This is a genomic window from Streptomyces sp. NPDC002276, assembly GCF_053891435.1.
In genome coordinates this window covers 56342-77156 of the sequence record NZ_JBSFCQ010000019.1, presented here as the reverse complement: position 1 = coordinate 77156, position 20815 = coordinate 56342, and the positions used below count along the sequence as shown (strand labels likewise).

The window sequence follows — 20815 nt, the reverse complement described above, 5'->3', positions numbered from 1 at the left end:
TGGTTCTCCTTGAGAGATGAGTGGGTGGTCCGCCTGCGGGCGGATGAGATGCGGGGGGGTCAGTCCTCTTCCGGTCCGGAAGAGGGCCTGGTGCGCCTGCGGACGACCAGCACGGACACCGCGGCCACCAGCAGCAGGGCACCGGCCCCGAGGCCGATCGGCAGGGCGGCCGAACTGCCGCTGCCGGAGGTGGAGTTGTCGGCCACCGGTTCGGCCGAGACCGTGGGCTTGGCCGACTGTCGCGTCGGGGTCCCGGTCGGCGTGGGGGTGGTGCCCAGGTCGGGCAGGGCGGGCAGTTTCGCGTCGTCGGTGAGGGCGACGGCCAGGGACACCGGGTCCATGGCGGTGCCCGCCTGGTACATCCCGCCGAAGGCCTTGGCGCCTTGCGCGGTGAGCTTCGCGGGGGCCTCGGTGAGCTTCGCGAGCCCCTTGACCGCCTTGAGGTTCTTGGCGGTGAAGGTGACCAGCGGGACCTTCTCGCCGGTGAAGTCGCCATCGGCGCCCGCCACATCGGCGTAGAGCGTGCCCTTGCCGTCAGCGACGGTGACCCGGACTCCGCTGAGTTTCAGGTCCAGGCCCTGCGCGCCGGTGAAGCTCACCGCGCCCTTGAACGAGGCCGTCAACTCCCCGTCCTTGTACGTCCCTTGGCCGTCGGGGAAGCGGAAGAGGGCGCCACCGTCCTCGGCTCCCGCCGACAGCGTCCACTTGCCCTTGGCGATGTCCCCGGTGACGTACTCGCGGAAGGTGCGGCGCACGCCCCAGTCGACGGCGCCGTCCGCGATCGCGCCGCTCGAAGTCCCCTTCTTCGTCGCCGACTTGGAGGGCGTGGGCGTGGCCGCCTTCTTCGTGGCCGCCGCCTTGACGTCCGCCGAGAGACTCACCGGGTCCAGGACCGTGCCGGCCGTGTAGTAGCCGGCGAAGGACTTGGCTCCCTGTGAAGTGAGCGTGGCGGGAAGGTTGTTGAGGACGACGGCGGTGCCGCCGCCCTTCATGTCGATGCCGCCCAGGGAGAGGTTGGCGAAGGGGACCTGGGATGAGGTGGTGACCGTCCCTGTTCCCTTCGCCTTGCTGGTGACGTCCAGATAGAGGGTGCCCGTCGAGCCCGAGATACGGACCGTGGGGCGGCTCAGGGTGAGGTCCAACTCGTAGCTGCCGTCGGTCTTCCGGTGGCCGACGAAGTGCACACCGCCCGCGAAGGACGAGCGGAACGCGCCCGTCGAGCCGTCGTACGAACCCGTCGCCGAGGGGAAGCGGAACTGGCTGCTGCCCACGGTCGCCGCGCCGCCCGTCAGCGAGTAACCGCCGTTCGCTATGGGGCCGGTGACATAGCTCTGGAACGAGGACTTGATGCCCCAGTCGAGCCTGCCGCCCTGCACGGTTCGGCTCTCGGCGTGGGCGAGGGCCGCCGGGAGGAGGGCGCCGAGGACGGCCGCGAGCAACACGGTGACCAGGGCTCTTGGGCGCGCGGGCATGGGTGGGTCCTCCGGTGACGACAGCCGGTAGCGAACGAAGGTAAGGCTAACCTAAGCTTTCTTCACCAGAAACGACAGTGTCCGAGTGGAACAACAGGGTTCGGGGGAACCGACAGTGTCCGAAGGACCGAGAGAGACGGGCGGGACCGTGCCACGCTTGCGCACACGACTGGCGGGAGCACTGTTGACCGTGCTCGCGCTCACGCTCACCGGATGCGGGGGCACCGGCACCTCCGCGGCCACGTCGTCCTCTACGACCGCTGCCGCAGCCAACCGCGTGGAACCGCTGAGCGACGCTCCCGAGCCTCAACTCCCGGTCACCGTAAGCTCGGCGGACGGCAAGAAGGTCACCGTCGGTGAGGCGCGGCGCATCGTGCCGCTCTCCGGCAGCCTCAGCGAGATCGTGTTCACGCTCGGTCTCGGTGACCGGGTCGTCGCCCGGGACATCACCGCCACCTTCCAACAGGCCGCGAAACTCCCGCTGGTGACCCGCAACCACGATGTCTCCGCCGAGAGCGTGCTCTCCCTCAAGCCCGATCTCGTGCTCGCCGAGAAGACCACCGGGCCGTCCGAGGCGATGGGCCAGATCCGCGCGGCCGGTGTTCCCGTCCTGGTCGTCGATCCGGCGCAGGGGCTGGCGGATGTCGGTCCGCGGATCCAGGCGGTGGCCGACGCGCTCGGCGTACCGGCCGCCGGCAAGGAGCTGACCGAGCGCTCGGAAGACCGGATCGCCGCCGTGCGCAAGGCGATTCCGGCGCACGAGGAGAAGCCGCGGGTCGCGTTCCTCTATCTGCGCGGGTCCGCGTCCGTGTATCTCATCGGCGGTAAGGGCTCGGGCGCGACCTCGCTCCTGGAGGCGGCCGGGGCGGTCGACGCGGGCGCGGAGTCGGGGCTGGAGCAGGACTTCACGGCCATCACCACCGAGGCGCTGGCGAAGGCCGCGCCGGACGCGATTCTCGTCATGACCAAGGGACTTGAGTCGGTCGGCGGGATCGACGGGCTGGTGAAGATCCCCGGCGTCGCGCAGACCCCGGCCGGGATGGACCGGCGGGTCGTGTCGATCGAGGACGGGGTGCTGCTCAACTACGGGCCGCGCACCGACCAGGTACTCAAGTCGATCGTGGCGCAGTTGTACGGGGACGACACCAAGTGAGACGCGAGTACAGCACCGCCTGGCTGCTCACCGCCGGGCTGGTCCTCGCCCTTCTCGTTCTCGTGCCGGTGGCCGCGGGGCTGGGCGCGTACCCCATCCCCGTCGGTGATGTGCTCTCCTCCGTCCAGCACCGACTGGGGCTCGGCGGGGGCGCGTTGGAGCGGGTACCGGAGTCGGTGTTGTGGAACGTGCGGTTCCCGCGCATCGTGCTCGCGCTGCTCGTCGGGGCCTCCCTCGGGTGCGCGGGGGCGTTGATGCAGGGCGTGTTCGGGAATCCGCTCGCCGAACCGGGGGTCATCGGGGTGTCCTCGGGGGCGGCGGTGGGCGCGGTCGCGGTGATCGCGCTCGGGCTGGACTTCCTCGGCAACTGGACGGTGTCGGCGGTGGCGTTCGTGACGGGGCTCGCCACGGTCCTGCTGGTCTACGCGATGTCGCGCTCGGGCGGCCGTACGGAGGTCGTGACGCTGATCCTCACCGGGATCGCGGTGAACGCGTTCGCGGGGGCGCTGATCGGGCTGTTCCTGTTCTTCGCGGACACGGCGGCCGTCAACCAGATCACGTTCTGGCAGCTCGGCTCGCTCTCCCAGGCGACCTGGCCGAAGGTGCTCGCGGTTCTGCCGTGCGCGGTGGTCGGTCTGACCCTCGCGCCGTTGTACGCCGGCCGGCTGGATCTGCTGGCCCTCGGTGAACGGCCCGCGCGCCACTTGGGAGTTGACGTGGAACGGCTCCGGGTCGTGCTGGTCCTGGTCATCGCGTTGCTCACGGCGGCGGCGGTCAGTGTGTCCGGGATCATCAGTTTCGTGGGCCTGGTCGTGCCGCATCTGCTGCGGATGGCGGCGGGGCCGGGGCATCGGTTTCTGATCCCGGCGAGTGCGTTGTTGGGGGCGCTGGTGTTGCTGGCGGCGGACCTGACGGCCCGCACGGTTGCCGCTCCGGCGGAACTTCCGCTGGGGGTCTTGACGGCACTGCTCGGGAGCCCGTTCTTCTTCTGGTTGCTGCGGAGGACGCGGCGCAGGCAAGGGGGGTGGGCGTGAACCAGGTCCCATCGAGACTGCCACGGGATGTGTGTTGGGGGGTGCGGGTCGGTGGGGGTTGGCCGCGCAGTTCCCCGCGCCCCTGTTGCTCCTGCCGTCAGTTCGCCACCGCCCGCCGGTTCTTCTCCGCCGCAGCTGCCCCCAGCCCCCACCCGCAAGGAGCCCGCGTATGAGACTCCTCCGTCGTCGTCCCGACGTCCCCTCCCCCGTCGAGCCAGGCGATGTCCTTGCCGAGGCCGAGGACCTGCATGTCAGGCTCGGCCGGCGTACCGTCCTGCATGGGGTGTCCGTGCCCGTTCGGGCCGGTGAGGTGTTGGCACTGGTCGGGCCCAACGGGGCCGGGAAATCGACCCTGTTGGGCGCGCTCGCCGCCGATCTGCCGGCCGCCGCAGGGGTCGTACGGATTCATGGGCGGCCCGCCACGGAGTGGTCCGCGGCCGAACTCGCCCTGCGGCGGGCGGTACTTCCCCAATCGGCCACGCTCTCCTTCCCGTTCACCGTCGAGGAGGTCGTGCGGATGGGGCGGGCGCCGCACGCGACCACCCCCGCCGAGGACGATCTCGCCGTGGCGGAGGCGATGGCGCGGGCGGAGGTCACGGACTTCGCGCTACGGCCGTTCTCGGCGCTCAGCGGCGGCGAGCGGGCCCGGGTCGCGCTCGCCCGGGTGCTCGCCCAGCGGGCGCCACTGGTGCTGCTGGACGAACCGACGGCCGCGCTGGACCTCCGGCACCAGGAACTGGTGCTGCGGCTGTGCCGGGAAAGGGCGCACGCGGGGGACGCGGTGGTCGTGGTGCTGCACGATCTCGCGCTGGCCGCCGCCTACGCGCACCGGGTCGCGATTCTGCGCGCCGGTCGTGTCGCCGCCGACGGTCCGCCGGGGGACGTTTTCACCGAGGCGTTGCTTTCGGACGTCTACGACCAGGCAGTTGAGGTGTTTCCGCATCCGCGAACGGGGGCGGCCGTCGTGGCTCCGCGGCGGCCCGCTTGACCTTCCATTGACCGTCCCTTGACATCCATTTTTCGCCGTCGAGATCAAGCCGTGTCTGTGATTTTTCTGTGGGAGGTGAATACCCACCCGGACGGGTATGAGTGAGGTAAGCCTCAGGTAAGTTAGGGCAGCCTCACCACACTGCCTCACCAGACACTCCCGCTTGGAGCCTGCATGCGTGCCGTCCGACTTCCCGTCGTCACCGCTGTCGCCGCCGCGGCCGCACTGACCGCCGTCACGGCGTGCACCGCGAAGAGCGACGCCAAGGACGGTGACGCGATCCAGGTCACCGCGGCCGACTCCAAGTGCACGACCTCGACCAAGTCGATACCGGCCGGCCACGTCACGCTGAAGATCGAGAACACCGGCTCGAAGGCGACCGAGGTCGAGATCCTCTTCCCGGACGATCGGATCGTCTCCGAGAAGGAGAACATCGGGCCGGGGACGAAGTACACGCTCACCGCCGAGGTGAAGGCCGGGTCGTACGAGATCGCCTGCCGCCCGGGCATGAAGGGGCACGGTGTACGGCAGAAGCTGACCGTCACCGGGGGCAGCGTCGCCAAGCGTGATCCGAAGCTGGACGCGGCCGTCGCCGCCTACCGCGAGTACGCGCAGAACGAGGCCGACGCGACGATCCCGAAGGTGGAGACGTTCGTCAACGCCATCAAGGCGGGCGACCTCACCGCCGCCAAGAACGCCTACGCCCCCTCCCGCGTCGGCTGGGAGAGCACCGAGCCGATCGCCGAGTCGTTCGGGGACATCGACCCGAAGACCGACACCCGCGCCGACGGCCTGGAGAAGGGCCAGAAGTGGACCGGCTGGCACGCGCTGGAGAAGGCGCTGTGGCAGGACAAGAAGATCGGCGCCGAGCAGAAGACCCTCGCCGACGAGCTGCTCACCGATCTGAAGGACTGGCAGAAGCGGGTCGGCAAGGCCGAGATCACCCCGACCTCGATGGCCAACGGCGCCAAGGAACTCCTCGACGAGGTCGCCACCGGCAAGGTCACCGGCGAGGAGGACCGTTACTCGCACACCGACCTGAGCGACTTCAAGGCCAACGTCGACGGCGCGAAGAAGGCGTACGAGCTGCTCAAGCCGGTCGCGCAGAAGAACGACGCGGCGCTGACCACCGAGCTGGACAAGCAGTTCGCCGCGATCGACACGCTGCTCGACAAGTACCGCTCCACGTCGACCTCGGACGGCTTCGTGTCGTACGACAAGGTCACCAAGGACCAGCGCAAGGAGCTGTCGGACGGGGTCAACGCGCTCGCGGAGCCGCTGTCCAAGCTCGCCGCCGCCGTCGTGAAGTAGGCGATCACCATGGCCGAAACCCCGAAATCCGAAGCCCCGAAATCCGAGAGCCCGTCCCGCCGTTCGCTGATCGGCTGGGGCGGTGCCGGGCTCGCGCTCGGTGCCGTCGCGGCCGGTGGTGCGGTGGCGATGACCCGGGTCGGCGAGGACGTCGATCCGGCGGGCGCCGACACCGGTGCCGCGGTCGCCTTCCACGGCGCCAACCAGGCGGGCATCGCCACGCCCGTGCAGGACCGGCTGCACTTCGCCGCGTTCGACGTGAAGACCGACGACCGCGCCGAGTTCGTGCGGATGCTGAAGGACTGGACGGCCGCCGCCCGGCGGATGACCGGCGGGCACGCGGTCGGCGAGGGGGCCTACGGCGGGCTCGCCGAGGCACCGCCGGACGACACCGGCGAGGCGCTGGGCCTGAAACCCTCGCGGCTGACCCTCACCATCGGCTTCGGGCCGTCGTTCTTCGAGAAGTTCGGCCTCAAGGACGCCCGCCCCGAAGCCCTGGTCGACCTGCCGCGGTTCCCCGGCGAGAACTTCGACAAGTCCCGTACGGGCGGCGACCTTTGTGTGCAGGCGTGCGCGGACGATCCGCAGGTCGCCGTGCACGCGATCCGCAACCTGGCCCGGATCGGCTTCGGCAAGGTCGCCATCCGCTGGTCCCAACTCGGCTTCGGGAAGACCTCGTCGACGACCCCCGGGGCCCAAACCCCGCGCAATCTCATGGGGTTCAAGGACGGCACCCGCAACATCGCGGGCACCGAGACGGACCGGCTGAAGAAGTACGTGTGGGTCGACGAGGGGGATGCCGGTAAGAACTCGGCCTGGATGACCGGGGGTTCGTATCTCGTCGCCCGGCGCATCCGGATGAACATCGAGACCTGGGACCGGACCTCGCTCCAGGAGCAGGAGGACGTCTTCGGCCGCGACAAGGGCGAGGGCGCGCCGGTCGGCAAGGCCAAGGAGCACGACGTACCGTTCCTGAAGGCGATGAAGCCCGACGCGCACGTCCGGCTCGCGCACCCCGACTCCAACGGCGGGGTCACCATCCTGCGCCGGGGCTACTCCTTCACCGACGGCACCGACGGCCTCGGCCGACTCGACGCGGGGCTCTTCTTCCTGGCCTACCAGCGCGACGTGCGCAAGGGGTTCATCCCGTTGCAGCGCAACCTGTCGGCGACCGACGCGCTCAACGAGTACATCCAGCACGTGGGTTCGGCGGTCTTCGCCGTCCCGCCGGGCGTCCGCGACAAGGACGACTGGTGGGGCAGCACGCTGTTCTCCAAGGAAGCCAAGGAAGCCAAGGAGTCGTAGACCGTGTTCTCCAACTATCTGATCGGTCTGCGCGAGGGCCTGGAAGCCAGCCTCGTCGTCTGCATCCTGATCGCCTATCTGGTCAAGACGGAGCGGCGGGACGCGCTGCGGCCGATCTGGATCGGCATCGTCGTCGCGGTGCTGATCGCGATGGGTTTCGGGTGCGCGCTCGAATTCGGCTCCCAGGAGATGACGTTCCAGGCGCAGGAGGCGCTCGGCGGTTCGCTGTCGATCCTCGCGGTCGGGCTGGTGACGTGGATGGTGTTCTGGATGCGGCGCACCGCCCGGCACCTCAAGTCCGAACTGCACGGCAAGCTGGACGCGGCCCTCGCGATGGGCACCGGCGCACTGGTCGCCACCGCGTTCCTGGCCGTCGGCCGTGAAGGCCTGGAGACCGCGCTGTTCGTGTGGGCGTCGGTGCACGCGGCGAGCGACGGCACCCCGCGCCCGCTGATCGGCGTGGGCCTCGGCCTGACCACCGCCGTGTTCCTGGGCTGGCTGTTCTACCGCGGTGCCCTGAAGATCAACCTCGCCAAGTTCTTCACCTGGACCGGCGCGATGCTCGTCGTGGTCGCGGCCGGTGTGCTGGCCTACGGCTTCCACGACCTCCAAGAGGCCGACTGGATCCCGGGGTTGACGAATCAGGCCTTCGACATCAGCGGCACGATCCCGCCGGACAGCTGGTACGGCACCCTCCTGAAGGGCGTCTTCAACTTCCAGCCGGACCCGACCGTCCTACAGATCACGGTGTGGCTGCTGTACCTGATCCCCACGCTCACCCTGTTCTTCGCCCCGGTAGGGTTCGCCTCCGGGAAGGGGAAGGTGAAGACACCTGATGAGCAGGGATCGCAGCCCTCGAAGGCTCCGCAGGCTTGACCGGCGCGTACTCATAGCGGCCTCGATGACCGCTTTGTCGCTGACGGCGAGCGGATGCGTGGTGGTCCACGGGGAACGCGAGGTCCTCCCGGCCGCCACGCGCGCCGAGGCCGCCAAGGCGCTCCAGCAGTTCACGACCGCGTACAACGCGGCGGACAAGGCCTACGACAGTGCCCTGGACGCCGCTCATGTCACCGGCGCGCTCGGTGACATCGACGCGGCACGGCTGAAGGCGGGGCACACCAACTACCCGTCGGGGAACCCGAGTTACTCCCCGCTGGAGCTGACGGACGCGAAGTTCACCATTCCGAAGAAGGCCGGCTGGCCGCGCTGGTTCCTCGCCGACACCGCCGCCAACAAGGGCGGCAGCGCCCGCTGGCTGCTGGTGTTCACCCGCAACGACCTGTCCGAGCCGTGGCAGGTGTCGTATCTGACGCTGCTCGCGCCCACCGCCGTACCGAAGTTCAGGACCGACAAGGACGGCTGGGCCGAGGCCGTGTCCACGAACTCGGCCGAACTCGCCGTAGCGCCCGGGGAGTTGAGCCAGCGCTATGTGACGTATCTGAAGAGCGGCGGGACGGACTTCGCGGACGGCGCGCACACCAGCGCGTGGCGGGCGGACCGCGAGAAGGCCACCAAGCCCGGTCTGGCCGTCCAGTTCCTCGACGAACCGGTGACGAACGGCGACTACGCGCCGCTGGCACTGCGCACCGCGGACGGCGGGGCGCTGGTGTTCTACACCACGCGCTACTTCCAGAAGGAGACCGCGGCGACGGGCACCTCGGTACCGGCCCAGAACAAGGACGTGCAGGCGCTGACGACGGGCGCCGTGCAGCAGTCCCTCACCCTCCAACTCATGTCCAACCAGGTGGCGTTGGACCCGAAGCGGGGCGGCAGGGTGTCCGTGCTGGGCCGGATCGAGGGGCTGACCTCCGCGCAGGGCGGCTGACGATCAGGCGGTCAGGAACTCTTGGCGGTCAACGGCCCAGTGGCCAGGCCGCGTCGGCGTGGTCGGGTTCCTGGCCCGCGTGGCGGGCGCAGGCGTCCGTGAGGGTTTCCAGGAGGGTCAGCGGGTCGGGCAGCGGATGCTCGGGGCCGCGTACCCAGTGCACGGACTGGTTGTCGCCGGGCAGTTGGGCCGGGGGGACCAGGACGTAGGAGCCGCGGCAGTGCCAGCGCAGCCCCGGGTGTTCGTCCATCGTCTCGGGGTGGCAGTCCAGTTCGCACGGCCACCACTCGTCCTCGTCCTCGGGGGTGCCGCGGGTGAGGGTGAAGAAGAGCAGCCGTCCGTCGTCGCTCGCGGCGACCGGTCCGACCTCGATACCGGCGGCGAGCAGCCGCTCCAGCGCCTCGCGGCCGGCCGCCAGGGGGACGTCGAGGACGTCGTTGACCATGCCGGTCGCGGTGATGAAGTTGGCCTGCGGCTGGTGGCGGGCCCAGCGCTCGATCTGCGCGCGGTCGGTCGTGGACTGCGTCTGCCAGGCGAACGACACCGGGTGCCGGGCGGGGGTGGGACAGCCCACACGGTCGCACGAACATCGGTACCCCGGGGCGGGGTGCGCGGCGGGCGCGAGCGGCAGTCCCGCTCCGGCGGCGGCGAGCAGCAGCGCCTCGCGCTCACTGCCGTCGGCGGCCTCGTCCTGCGGGCGGCGTCCGCGCAGCCACGAGGAGAGTCTGCCCTGCCGACCGGTCCGGCCACCGAACGTCGCGCTCATCTATCTCCTCGCCTCGCTGTTGTCGCCCTGCTGTTCTTGTCCTGCTTGTTGTGCGGACTTGTCGTACGGAGAACCTCCCCCATCGTCGCACCATCCTGCGCCCGGGGAGGCGGTACCCCACATGCGGGGTAGGTGGGACGAGACACACCCATCCTGAAAAATGTGACACTTCCGGCGCAAGTGTCACACTTCTTCGGACCAGGGGTCCCCCCAGCTCGCGTCCCGTGCCGTCTTGTACAGGCCGCCGTGGCGTTTGGTGACCGTCGTGCGGCGCAACTGCTCGTCTCGCTCGCAGAGGTCGAGGAGTACCTGCCCCTTGCGGATCTGCGGACGCCGTACGACCCGGGCGGGGGCGGGTTCGACGGGGAGGCGGGTGGCGGCGACGTAGCTGAACTTCTCGTCCTCGTACGGCAGCGAGCCGCCCTTGACCTGGCGGTGCAGGGAGGAGCGGCTGACCCGGGTCGAGAAGTGGCACCAGTCCTCGCCGGGGACGATCGGGCAGGCGGCGCTGTGCGGGCAGGGGGCGGCGATGTGGAACCCGGCACCGATCAGCCGGTCGCGGGCCTCGATGACACGGGCGTAGCCGTCCGGGGTGCCGGCCTCGACGATCACGACGGCCTGGGCGGCGGACGCGGCGGCGTCGACGAGGGCGGCGCGGTCGGGGACGGTGAGTTCGTTGAGGACGTAGGAGACGGTGACGAGGTCGGTGGGGTCGAGGGTGAGCGCCGAGCCGATACGGGCGCGCCGCCAACTGGCGTTGCGCAGGCCGGGGTTGGCGGCGGCCAGCTCTTTCCCGAGGGCGAGTGCGGGCTCGGCCCAGTCCAGTACGGTCACCGGGCGGTCGCCGGACCAGGTGGCGGTGACGGCCCAGGTCGCGGCGCCGGTACCACCGCCGACGTCGGTGTGCCCCTGCGGAGCCCAGCCGGGCACGGCATCGGCGAACGCGTCCAGCGCGGAGCGTACGGCCTCGAAGGTCGCCGGCATCCGATAGGCGGCGTAGGCGACGACGTCCGCACGGTCCCTGAGGATGGGGGCGTCGGTCGGGGTGGCCCCGCGATACTTGCCGATCAGGCGCTCCACGGCACCGGCGGCCTGCCGGGGCGGAAGCCCGCCGAGCAGGGCGGCGAGAGCGGTACGGAGGGTTTCGGCGGGGGCCACGGGGTCGTTCACCCGCCGATTCTAAGTGGCCCTGGCCGGCTCAAAAACCTCGCACCGCCCGCGCCACCCGCGTCCCCGCCGCCGCCCTGGGCCCGCTGTCCGGGCCCCTTCTCCGGGGATGGACGGTGTTCGCCAGCAACACCAAAAAAGTGTCCGTCGCCGGATCCAGTACCACCGACGTGCCCGTGAACCCCGTGTGCCCCGCCGCCCCCCGCCCCGCCAACTCCCCCATGAACCAGGCCTGATCGACCCCGAAGCCGAGCCCAGGTGGGGTCAGGAGCAGCTCCACATAGTCCGCGCCGAGGATGCGGGCGGGGCCGTAGGAGCCGCCGGCCAGCAGCGTGCGGCAGAAGATCGCCACGTCGCGGCCGGTCGAGAAGAGGCCCGCGTGGCCCGCCACTCCCCCCAGTGCCCAGGCGTTCTCGTCGTGGACGACGCCCCGCAGCATGCCCCGGTCCGCCTTGGCCCACGGGCGGCGCTGGTCCTCGGTGGCCGCCGCGCCGGGGCAGGGGCCGAAGTCGGTGGACGTCATGCCCAGGGGGCGGGTGATGCCGTCGTGGACGAGGACGTCGAGGGTGCGTCCGCTGACGCGTTCCAGGACGAACTGGAGCAGGAGGAGGTTCAGGTCCGAGTACAGATACTCGCCGGGCTCCCCCACCGGCGCCTCCGCCCGCAGCATCGCCAGCCGTTCCGTGTCGTCCGCGCAGTCGTACAGCGGGAGTTCGGGGCGCAGGCCGGACGTGTGGGTGAGGAGCTGGCGGACGGTGATGTCGTGGCGGGCGGCGGCGCGGAAGTCCGGGAGGTAGGCGCCGACGCGCGCGTCGATGCCCAGGGTGCCCCGCTCGATCTGCTGCATCGCGGCGACGGACGTGAAGAGCTTGGTGAGGGACGCCAGGTCGAAAGGGGTGTGGACCGTCATCGGGACGCGGGAGGACGGCGGCAGTTCCACACCCGCGTCCGTCTCCGGGTCGTAGGCCGAATACCGTACGGCCCAGCCCGCCGCCTCCTCCACGGCGATCACCGGGCCGCGCCCCGCGACCACGACGGTGCCCGCCGCCCAGGGGCGGTCGCCGGTGGTGAGGTCGTGGACCTCGCGGATCAGGTGACGGAGCTCCCCGGGGTCGAGGCCCGCTCGTTCCGGTGTGTCGCTGCGCAGTCTGGGGGCGCTCAGCTGCCCACTCCCTCCGGAGTCGTACGGGTGTTCCAGGGTCGGCACATTCCCACGAAGCAGGCCACCGCCACCAGTGCGGCCGCCAGTTGGACGACGGCCATCGGGACGGCCGTGTGCTCGCCCGCGATGCCGACGAGCGGGGAGGCCACCGCGCCGATGAGGAAGGAGGACGTGCCCAGGAGCGCGGAGGCGGAGCCCGCGGAGTGCTTGGTGCGCATGAGGGCGAGGGTCTGGGCGTTGGGGAGGGTCACGCCCATCGCCGACATGAGGACGAAGAGGGCGGCGGCCACCGGGGCCAGGCCCACCTCGCCGAACGCGCCCGTCGCCATCAGCAGGAGCGCGGTGGCGGCGGCCACCACCACCGCCAGGCCCGCGCCCAGCACCTTGTCCATGGAGACCCGGCCGACCAGCAGCTTGCCGTTGATCTGGCCGACCGCGACCAGGCCGACCGAGTTGACGCCGAACAGCAGGCTGAAGGTCTGCGGGGAGGCGCCGTAGATCTCCTGGACGACGAAGGGGGACGCGGAGATGTAGGCGAACAGGGCGGCGAAGGCGAAGCCGCCGGTGAGCATGTAGCCGGTGAAGGGGAGATCGGCGAGGAGGCCGCGCATGGAGCGGAGGGCCTCGCGGGTGCCGCCGCTGTGCCGGTCGGCGGGTGCGAGGGTCTCGGGGAGGCGGGTCCAGACGAGGACCGCGAGGGCCGCCCCGACGAAGGTCAGGATCACGAACACGCCCCGCCAGTCCGTCACCCGGAGGATCTGGCCGCCGACGAGCGGCGCGACGACGGGGGCGACCCCGGAGACCAGCATGAGGGTGGAGAAGAAGCGGGCCATCGCGACGCCGTCGTAGAGATCGCGGACGACGGCCCTCGCGATCACTATTCCGGCCGCGCCCGCCAGGCCCTGGAGCAGGCGGAAGGCGACCAGGAACTCCACGTTCGGCGCGAACGCGCACAGGGCGGTCGCGACGACGTACACCGCGAGACCGGTCAGCAGCGGGCGTCTTCGGCCCCATCTGTCGCTCATCGGGCCGACCACCAGCTGCCCGAGCGCCATGCCGGCGAGGCACGCGGTGAGGGTGAGCTGGACGGTCGCGGCGGGCGCGTGCAGGGCGCGGGTGACCGCCGGGAGCGCGGGGAGGTACATGTCCATCGACAGCGGCGGGGTCGCGGTGAGGCCGCCGAGGATGAGAATGACGAGGAGGCCCGCTCTGCGGGTCGCCGTGAGCGACGACGGCGGTACGGCGGACTGCTGCGCGGCCGGTGCCTGCGCCCTCTGCTCGGGCATGTGCCCCTCCCTCCCTGGCTGGTCCGCCACCTATGCTCTCAGCTCGTACAGGGTGCCGAGGGTCTGGTGAACGAGGGTGGGGCCGCGATGACGGAAGAGAACGTGCGCTGGGGAGTCCTGGCGACCGGTGGGATCGCCGCCGCGTTCACGGCGGCGCTGGTGGATCTGCCAGACGCCGAGGTGGTCGCGGTGGCCTCTCGGACGGAGGAGTCGGCGAAGGCGTTCGCGGAACGGTTCGGGATCGAGCGGGCCTACGGCGACTGGGACGCGCTGGCGGCGGACGGGGACATCGATGTCGTCTACGTCGCCACCCCGCACTCGGCGCACCGCGCGGCGGCCGGTCTCTGTCTGGAGGCCGGGCGGAACGTGCTCGTCGAGAAGGCCTTCACCCTCAACTCCCTTGAGGCGACCGAACTTGTCGCCCTGGCGGCTGACCGCGGCAGCTTCCTCATGGAGGCCATGTGGATGTACTGCAATCCGCTGGTGCGGCGGCTGAAGGCGCTCGTCGACGACGGTGCGATCGGTGAAGTGCGTACCGTCCAGGCCGACTTCGGGCTCGAAGGCCCCTTCCCTCCGTCACACCGGCTGCGGGACCCCGCGCAGGGCGGGGGCGCACTGCTGGACCTCGGGGTGTACCCGGTGTCGTTCGCGCACCTGTTGCTCGGTGAGCCCGCCGACATCAAGGCGTCGGCCGTGCTATCCGCCGAGGGCGCCGATCTCCAGACGGCGGCGCTGTTCTCGTGGGACAGCGGCGCGCTGGCGGCGCTGCACTGCTCGATCGTCGGGGGTACGGGGACGTCGGCGTCGGTGACGGGTTCGCTGGGGCGGATCGACATCCCGGACGGTTTCTTCCACCCGGAGCGGTTCGTACTGCACCGGGACGGCCGTGACCCCGAGGAGTTCGTCCTCGACCCGGCGGACGGGCCGCGCAACACGCTGCGGCACGAGGCGGCCGAGGTGATGCGGGCGCTGCGGGCCGGTGAGACCGAGTCGCCGCTGGTGCCGCTTGAGGGCACCCTCGCGGTGATGCGCACGCTGGACGCGGTACGGGAGCGGATCGGGGTGCGGTACCCGCAGGAGGGCTGACTCGTAGGCTGCGGCCCATGGACGCAGAACAGATGAGGACCGCCGTGGTGACCGGCGCGGGCTCCGGGATCGGCCGCGCGGTCACCGTGGAACTGCTGCGCGCGGGCTGGTCGGTGGCGCTGGCCGGCCGTCGCGCCGGGACGCTGGAGGAGACGGCCGCGCTGGTGCCCGAGGGTGCCTCCATCGCCGTAGCGACGGATGTGGCGCGGCCGGAGGACGTGGACGCGCTGTTCGACGCGACGGTGGAGCGGTTCGGGCGGGTGGACCTGCTGTTCAACAACGCGGGGACCTTCGGGCCCGGTGGGGTGCCGGTGGAGGAGCTGCCGTACGACGCGTGGCGGCATGTGGTGGACACCAATCTCAACGGGGCGTTCCTGTGCGCGCAGGCGGCGTTCCGGCGGATGAAGGAGCAGGTGCCGCAGGGCGGGCGGATCATCAACAACGGGTCCATCTCCGCGCATGCGCCCCGGCCGCACTCGGTGGCCTATACGGCGACCAAGCACGCGTTGACGGGGCTCACCAAGTCCCTTTCGCTGGACGGGCGGCCGTACTCGATCGCGGTCGGGCAGATCGACATCGGGAACGCGGCGACGGACATGACGCGGCGGATGGAGACCGGGGCGTTGCAGGCCAACGGGGTGGTAGCCCCGGAACCGGTGATGGATGTCGCGGATGTGGCGCGGACGGTGCGGCACATGGCGGAGCTGCCGTTGGCGGCGAATGTGCAGTTCGCGACGGTGTTGGCGACGTCGATGCCGTATGTGGGCCGTGGCTGAGGCAAGTTGCACAAACGGAATTTGACCGTCCGCACCGTTGCGCCCGGTTACTGACTTATGCTCAACTCTTCTCCACCAAAGCTTCACAGTTGGGGGACTGAGCTTCCGTAGGCCAAACCCGAGGGGGGAGGCGGCAGTCGTTCCACTGCCCGGGTGGGGGTGGGCCTCGCGTGGGACCGCGAGGTGTCACACCGGGCGGTGGAACGGCTGTCGCACAGTCTCAACTCCCGTCTTCCTCCAGGGACTTCGCCGCCGCCACGGCCGCCCGCCGCTTCCGCAGCGCGAACGCGCCGCCCGCGAGCAGGACCACCGCCCCGGCCGCGCCCTCCAGCAGATGCCAGGGCGAGGAACCGTCCGACGACGTGGCCGCCGCGCCCGTCGCCCCCGGAGCCCCCTTGGCACCCTTCCCCGACGGCGTCGGGCTCGCGCTCGCCCCGCCCTCGCTCAGCGGGTCGACCAACGTGCCCACCGCGCGGGCCGAACTCCCTTTGCCGAAGCCCCAGTCGAGCAGCGCCTCGGTCTCCTTGTAGACCTCGTTGCCGCCGTTGGCCGGGTGCATCACGGTCACCAGCAGGGTGCGGCCGTCGCGGGTGGCGGCGCCCGTGAAGGTGTTTCCGGCGTGGCTGGTGTAACCGTTCTTGACGCCGATCATGCCCTGGTACGGGCGCAGTCCGTAGGCGCCGGTGAGCAGGCGGTCGGTGTTCTGGATCTGGAAGGTCTTCTTGCCGCCGGCCGGGAAGTTCGCGGTCCTGGTGGAGCAGTAGGCGCCGAAGTCGTCGTCGTGCAGGCCGTGCCGGGCGAAAAGGGTGAGGTCGTACGCCGACGAGACCTGCCCGGGGTGGTCGAAGCCGTCCGGGCTCACCACATGGGTGTCCAGGGCCTGGAGGTCCTTCGCCTTGGCCTGCATCTCGGCGACCGTCCTGGCGATCCCGCCGTTCATGTGGGACAGCACATGCACGGCGTCGTTGCCGGAGCGAAGGAAGACGCCCTGCCACAACTGGTGGACGGTGTAGGTGATTCCGGGCTTGACGCCGACCATGCTGGAGCCGGACGGGACGTCGGCGAGGTCGGCGTCGGTGACCCGGTAGGTCCGGGTCCGCTCGAACTTCCCCAGCACGGTGTCGGCGAACAGCATCTTCAGCGTGGACGCGGGCGCGAGCCGCTGATGCGCGCGGTACGAGGCGAGCACCTCACCGGTCTTGTGGTCGGCGACGAGCCAGGAGCGGGCGGTGAGTTTCTTGGGCAGACCGGTGGCACCACTCGTCTGGATCCCGTCGCGGGCCAGACGCTCACCGCCTATCACTGTCGCCGCGGACGCTGGAGTGGCCGCCGCCACGGGAAGGGCGGCGGCGGTCAGACCGAGAGCGGCACGCCGGGTGAGCCGAGAGGAATCGCGCATCCGGGGACCGTACAAAATCGGGGCCGGGCGGTGCACGGCGGGGGTGGCGAAAAGAAGCCGCCGCGAAGGCGCGGCACCCCACACCAACAGGCCATTGAACTGGGGTTTCCTGGCAGGACGCCCTCCGCAGCTTAGGAATGAGCTGTCTGACACAATTCTGATTTCGGGCGTCTTTTTCTCAGGCCAGACACATCCTTTACTCAGGTCGACTCAAAGGTTCCTCCATAGCTTGTGGCCGCGCCCACAGCGGGCGCCAAGAACCTTTGGGGAATGGGATGTTTGGCATCTATCTCAAGCGCGAGCTGAGCCGGCGCAAGAAGGCGGCCCTGGTCATCGCCATGGGTCTGGCGCTCGGTATCGCGCTGGTCATCACCGTCAACTCGGTGTCGGCCGGCATGAGTCAGGCTCAGGACAAGGTCCTCAAGTCTCTGTACGGTCTCGGAACTGACATGACCGTGACCAAGGCGCAGTCGGCCCCCAAGGCCGGCAGCTCACAGGGTCCCAGCTTCAAGTTCGGCGGCACCTCCACCAGCAGCTCGCAGAGCTCGGACCGGGTGAACACGCAGGGCGGTCAGGTCCTCGCGTCCTCCCTGGTCACCAAGGTCGCCGCGCAGAAGGGCGTGTCCAGCGCGGTCGGCTCGCTCACGCTGAACGTCACCAAGGTCGACGGCTCCTTCACCCAGGGCAAGGCGAAGTCCTCCACCACGTCCGGTTCCTCCTCCGGTTCGCAGCAGGGCGGCCCCGGCGGCGGTGGCGGAACCAGCAGCACCGGCGCGCCGCAGGTCCAGGGCGGCGGCGCCAACTTCAACGTGAACTCGTACTCGGTCGCCGGCATCGACGTCACCAACCAGACGCTCGGCCCGCTGTCCACGTCGAAGATCACCTCCGGCAAGACGTTCACGACCTCGCAGACCAACGCGAAGGTCGCCGTCGTCAGCGCGTCGTACGCCAAGTCGAAGAAGTACAAGGTCGGTTCGACCTTCTCGATCTCCGGCACCAAGTTCACGGTCATCGGCGTCGCGACGCCGAACAGCAGCGAGTCCACGATCGACGTGTACCTGCCGCTGAAGCAGGCGCAGACGCTGGGCGACTCGAAGAACAAGGTCACCACGATCTACGTCAAGGCGACCGACTCCAAGCAGATCTCGACCGTCAAGACGACCATCCAGAAGAACATCTCGGGTACGACGGTCACCACCTCCGCCGACCTCGCGTCCACCGTGTCCGGCTCGCTGTCCACCGCCTCCAACCTGGCGACCAGCGTCGGCAAGTGGCTGTCCATCGCGGTCCTCATCGCCGCGTTCCTGGTGGCCGCGCTGCTCACCTCCTCCGCCGTGTCGCGCCGGGTGCGTGAGTTCGGCACCCTGAAGGCGCTCGGCTGGCCGAGCCGCAAGGTCACCCGGCAGGTCGTCGGCGAGTCCATGGTCAACGGTCTGATCGGCGGCGGGCTCGGTATCGCGCTGGGCCTCGCGGCGGCCTACACGGTCACCGCGATCAGCCCCAAGCTGACCGCGCAGCTCGGCTCCACCGGCGGCGGTGGCGGCCAGGGCGGCCCCGGCGGCGGTCAGGGCGGCCCCGGCCAGCAGGCCACCCAGAACACCCTGGAGATCGCCCTGAACGCGCCGGTCTCGCTGACCACGATCGCCCTCGCGGTGGGCCTGGCCGTCACCGGCGGTCTGATCGCCGGCGCGATGGGCGGCTGGCGTGCCTCCCGGATGCGTCCGGCGGACGCGCTGCGCAGCGTGTCGTAGGACGGCGGCTGCCGCGGAGCGGTCGCTGTCACAGGCCGCCGCACCCCCTGATCCGGGGCGCCGCCTCCACTCCCCCCGGGAGGCGGCGCCCCAACACTCTTCTTCTTCACGGACTCATCGACGGAGATCCCATGTACAAGCTCACCGGCGTCACCAAGCGCTACACGCGGGGCAAGGAGACGGTCGAGGCGCTGCGCGGCGTCGACCTGACGATCGAGGACGGCGACCAGCTCGTCATCCAGGGCCCCACCGGCGGCGGCAAGTCGACGCTGCTCCAGATGATCGGCGGCCTGGACCGCCCCACCGAGGGCAGTGTCGAGCTGGACGACGTCAACCTCGCCACCATCAGCGAGGCCAAGCTGACCCGGCTGCGGGCCGAGAAGATCGGCATCATCTTCCAGTCCTTCAACCTCATCCCGACGCTCACCGCGCAGGAGAACGTCGAGACGGCCCTGGTCCCGCTCGGCGTCAAGCCGGCGGAACGCCGCGAGCGGGCGGCGGAGGCGCTGACGTCGGTAGGCCTCGGCGACCGCCTCAAGCACGCCCCGTCCGAACTCTCCGGCGGCCAGCAGCAGCGCGTGGCGATCGCCCGCGCGCTGGTCAAGAAGCCGAAGGTGCTCCTCGCCGACGAGCCCACCGGCAACCTCGACGAGGGCACCCGCGACGACATCATGGGCCTGCTCGAAGGCCTCTGGCACGAGTACGGGCTGACCTTCATCATGGTCACCCACGACTCGTCGATCGCCCGCCGCGCCCCGCGCCTGGCCACCATCAAGGCCGGCCAGATCACCCTCACCGAACAGGGCCGCGGCACCGGCCAGTTCGCCCCTCAGCAGAGCAACTCCGGCCAGCAGTACGCGCAGTACGGCAACCAGGGCTACTGAGCCCGCCCGCCGATCCCGTCGGGGCCGTTCACCTCCCGAGCACCTGGTCGACCTCGGCCAACTGCCCGGCGGTGAGCGGCCCCTTCGCGATCGCGCCCGCGTTCTGTTCGGCCTGGGGGACCGAGCGGAAGCCCGGGATCGGGACGGTGTGGGGGCTGCGGGCCCACAGCCAGGCGAGGGCGCCCTGGGCGGACGTACGGCCCTCGGACGTGAGGATCTCGCGGAGGGCGTCGACCTGGGCGACCCAGTCCTCGTCGGCCCCGGCGCCCTGCTTGAAGCCCTGCATCCAGGCGGGCGGGGTGTTGCGGATGTCGCCGGCCTCCAGGGTCCGCCCGGCGGCCTGCTTGCCGGTGAGCAGGCCCATGGCCAGCGGGCTGCGGTTGATGCTGGCGAGCTCCAACTCATCGCACAGCGCGAACATTTCGGGCGCGTCCTGGAACACGTTCGCCGCGTGCTGTACGGCGGCACAGTGCTCCCCCTCGGCGAACACGGCGGCACGCGCGGGGTCGTCGGTGCTCCAGGCGTAGGCCCGGATCAGCCCCTCCCGCACGAACTCCTCGCACTGGTCCCGGAGTTGGGCGGCACACCCCAAGTCGGCGTCGGACAGGTGGAGTTGGTAGAGATCGATGTGGTCGGTGTCGAGGCGCCTCAACGACGCGGTGAGCGCGCGGCGGGCGTACTCCGGGGAGTCGTCGGAGCCGGTGAGGGTGCGGGTCTCCTCGTCGAAGACGTTGCCCCACTTGGTGGCGAGGACCACGTCGTCCCGGCGCTTGCCGAGCGCCCGGCCCAGCACGCGCTCACTGTGCCCGGCGCCGTAGGTGTCGGCGGTGTCGAAGAAGGTGACCCCCAGGTCGAGGGCGCGCCGGACCGCCCGTACGGACTCCTCGTCGTCGACCTTGCCCCAGCCCAGCGGCTGCCCGCTCGCGTCCTGCCACTCCCCGCCGATGGCCCAGCAGCCGAAGCCGAGAGCGCTCACGTCGATGCCACTGCGTCCCAGGGTCCTGCTGTTCGTCTCCATGCCTGCGGACACTAGGAGTTGGAGCGCACTTCAGGGCAAGGGTTTTTACGTCGCTCAGGCCTGCCCGGTCTCGAAGCGGGCGATCCTGCCGTCCTCGCCGACCGTGAAGCGCCACGCGGTGCGCATCTCGCCCCAGGTGTCGTTGGCGTAGCCGGCGACGAGGGAACGGCCGCCGTCGGACTCCCGCTCGACCTCCATGTGGCCGTGGGAGGAGAAAATCTCCCGGTCGATCCAGTCGGTGAGGTCCCGCTCGGAGCCGTCGTCCGACATCGTCGCGTCCGGCGTGAGGAGCGCCAGGAAGGCGTCGCGGTCATGGGCGTTGACGGCGCTGACGAAGGCCCGGACGGATGGATCGCTGAGTTTGGCTGGCTGAATCGTCATGCGGGCCAGACTCACACCGTTCCCCGGGGGCCGCCACCCGAACGGCGGTCC

The 20815-nt window shown here is 70.4% G+C and carries 19 protein-coding genes; 11 read left to right on the top strand and 8 right to left on the bottom strand.

The window, feature by feature from the left end:
* Nucleotides 1-59 precede the first annotated feature (59 nt).
* The gene (locus ACWIHT_RS37205) at nt 60-1472 is read right to left on the bottom strand and encodes an HtaA domain-containing protein (protein WP_456172850.1); all 1413 of its coding nucleotides are present in this window, start codon (nt 1470-1472) and stop codon (nt 60-62) included.
* Between the two features lie 157 nt (nt 1473-1629).
* On the opposite strand from ACWIHT_RS37205, the gene ACWIHT_RS37200 reads away from it, so the two are divergent.
* The 7 genes from ACWIHT_RS37200 to ACWIHT_RS37170 all read left to right on the top strand — a co-directional run bounded on the left by ACWIHT_RS37200 (nt 1630) and on the right by ACWIHT_RS37170 (nt 9088).
* Complete coding sequence (locus ACWIHT_RS37200) at nt 1630-2625, top strand: heme/hemin ABC transporter substrate-binding protein (protein WP_456172848.1); 996 nt, start codon at nt 1630-1632, stop codon at nt 2623-2625.
* Entirely contained in the window at nt 2622-3659 is a 1038-nt protein-coding gene (locus ACWIHT_RS37195; RefSeq protein WP_456172846.1) for a FecCD family ABC transporter permease, read from the top strand. Before ACWIHT_RS37200 ends, ACWIHT_RS37195 begins: the two co-directional genes overlap by 4 nt.
* Before the next feature lie 169 nt (nt 3660-3828).
* A complete protein-coding gene (locus ACWIHT_RS37190; protein ID WP_456172845.1) occupies nt 3829-4647 on the top strand; it encodes a heme ABC transporter ATP-binding protein in 819 nt (272 codons plus the stop codon).
* 174 nt (nt 4648-4821) lie between these two features.
* Complete coding sequence (efeO, locus tag ACWIHT_RS37185; protein ID WP_456172843.1) at nt 4822-5958, top strand: iron uptake system protein EfeO; 1137 nt, start codon at nt 4822-4824, stop codon at nt 5956-5958.
* A gap of 9 nt (nt 5959-5967) precedes the next feature.
* On the top strand, nt 5968-7263 hold the full coding sequence (gene efeB, locus ACWIHT_RS37180) for an iron uptake transporter deferrochelatase/peroxidase subunit (RefSeq protein WP_456172841.1): 1296 nt from the start codon (nt 5968-5970) through the stop codon (nt 7261-7263).
* Between the two features lie 3 nt (nt 7264-7266).
* Nucleotides 7267-8139 carry an iron uptake transporter permease EfeU gene (gene efeU / locus ACWIHT_RS37175; protein WP_456172840.1) on the top strand — a complete coding sequence of 291 codons (873 nt, stop codon included), beginning with the start codon at nt 7267-7269 and terminating at the stop codon, nt 8137-8139.
* Nucleotides 8099-9088: a hypothetical protein gene (locus ACWIHT_RS37170; RefSeq protein ID WP_456172839.1), complete on the top strand. Its 990-nt coding sequence runs from the start codon at nt 8099-8101 to the stop codon at nt 9086-9088. The genes efeU and ACWIHT_RS37170 overlap by 41 nt, the downstream gene beginning before the upstream one ends.
* A 28-nt stretch (nt 9089-9116) precedes the next feature.
* On the opposite strand, the gene ACWIHT_RS37165 is transcribed toward ACWIHT_RS37170, so the two are convergent.
* From ACWIHT_RS37165 to ACWIHT_RS37150, 4 genes are all read right to left on the bottom strand, one after another.
* A complete protein-coding gene (locus ACWIHT_RS37165) occupies nt 9117-9854 on the bottom strand; it encodes a bifunctional DNA primase/polymerase (protein ID WP_456172837.1) in 738 nt (245 codons plus the stop codon).
* Between the two features lie 183 nt (nt 9855-10037).
* Nucleotides 10038-11024 (bottom strand): small ribosomal subunit Rsm22 family protein, encoded by a 987-nt coding sequence (locus ACWIHT_RS37160; RefSeq protein WP_456172835.1) that lies wholly within the window; start codon nt 11022-11024, stop codon nt 10038-10040.
* A 28-nt stretch (nt 11025-11052) separates the two neighbouring features.
* Nucleotides 11053-12228 (bottom strand): serine hydrolase domain-containing protein, encoded by a 1176-nt coding sequence (locus ACWIHT_RS37155; RefSeq protein WP_456172834.1) that lies wholly within the window; start codon nt 12226-12228, stop codon nt 11053-11055.
* Nucleotides 12180-13469: a multidrug effflux MFS transporter gene (locus ACWIHT_RS37150; protein WP_456172833.1), complete on the bottom strand. Its 1290-nt coding sequence runs from the start codon at nt 13467-13469 to the stop codon at nt 12180-12182. The genes ACWIHT_RS37155 and ACWIHT_RS37150 overlap by 49 nt, the downstream gene beginning before the upstream one ends.
* An 87-nt stretch (nt 13470-13556) precedes the next feature.
* On the opposite strand from ACWIHT_RS37150, the gene ACWIHT_RS37145 reads away from it, so the two are divergent.
* On the top strand, nt 13557-14555 hold the full coding sequence (locus tag ACWIHT_RS37145; protein WP_456172832.1) for a Gfo/Idh/MocA family protein: 999 nt from the start codon (nt 13557-13559) through the stop codon (nt 14553-14555).
* Between the two features lie 17 nt (nt 14556-14572).
* Entirely contained in the window at nt 14573-15331 is a 759-nt protein-coding gene (locus tag ACWIHT_RS37140) for an SDR family oxidoreductase (protein ID WP_456172830.1), read from the top strand.
* A gap of 220 nt (nt 15332-15551) precedes the next feature.
* Here ACWIHT_RS37140 and ACWIHT_RS37135 read toward each other — a convergent pair whose 3' ends face one another.
* On the bottom strand, nt 15552-16730 hold the full coding sequence (locus tag ACWIHT_RS37135; RefSeq protein ID WP_456172828.1) for a D-alanyl-D-alanine carboxypeptidase family protein: 1179 nt from the start codon (nt 16728-16730) through the stop codon (nt 15552-15554).
* A 275-nt stretch (nt 16731-17005) separates the two neighbouring features.
* Here ACWIHT_RS37135 and ACWIHT_RS37130 point away from each other — a divergent pair, with 275 nt between their 5' ends.
* Both ACWIHT_RS37130 and ACWIHT_RS37125 read left to right on the top strand, forming a co-directional pair.
* Nucleotides 17006-18481: an ABC transporter permease gene (locus ACWIHT_RS37130; protein WP_456172826.1), complete on the top strand. Its 1476-nt coding sequence runs from the start codon at nt 17006-17008 to the stop codon at nt 18479-18481.
* A gap of 131 nt (nt 18482-18612) precedes the next feature.
* Nucleotides 18613-19365 (top strand): ABC transporter ATP-binding protein, encoded by a 753-nt coding sequence (locus tag ACWIHT_RS37125; RefSeq protein ID WP_456172824.1) that lies wholly within the window; start codon nt 18613-18615, stop codon nt 19363-19365.
* A gap of 28 nt (nt 19366-19393) precedes the next feature.
* On the opposite strand, the gene ACWIHT_RS37120 is transcribed toward ACWIHT_RS37125, so the two are convergent.
* Both ACWIHT_RS37120 and ACWIHT_RS37115 read right to left on the bottom strand, forming a co-directional pair.
* On the bottom strand, nt 19394-20383 hold the full coding sequence (locus ACWIHT_RS37120) for an aldo/keto reductase (RefSeq protein WP_456172822.1): 990 nt from the start codon (nt 20381-20383) through the stop codon (nt 19394-19396).
* Between the two features lie 54 nt (nt 20384-20437).
* The gene (locus ACWIHT_RS37115) at nt 20438-20764 is read right to left on the bottom strand and encodes a nuclear transport factor 2 family protein (protein WP_456172821.1); all 327 of its coding nucleotides are present in this window, start codon (nt 20762-20764) and stop codon (nt 20438-20440) included.
* Between the last annotated feature and the right edge of the window lie 51 nt (nt 20765-20815).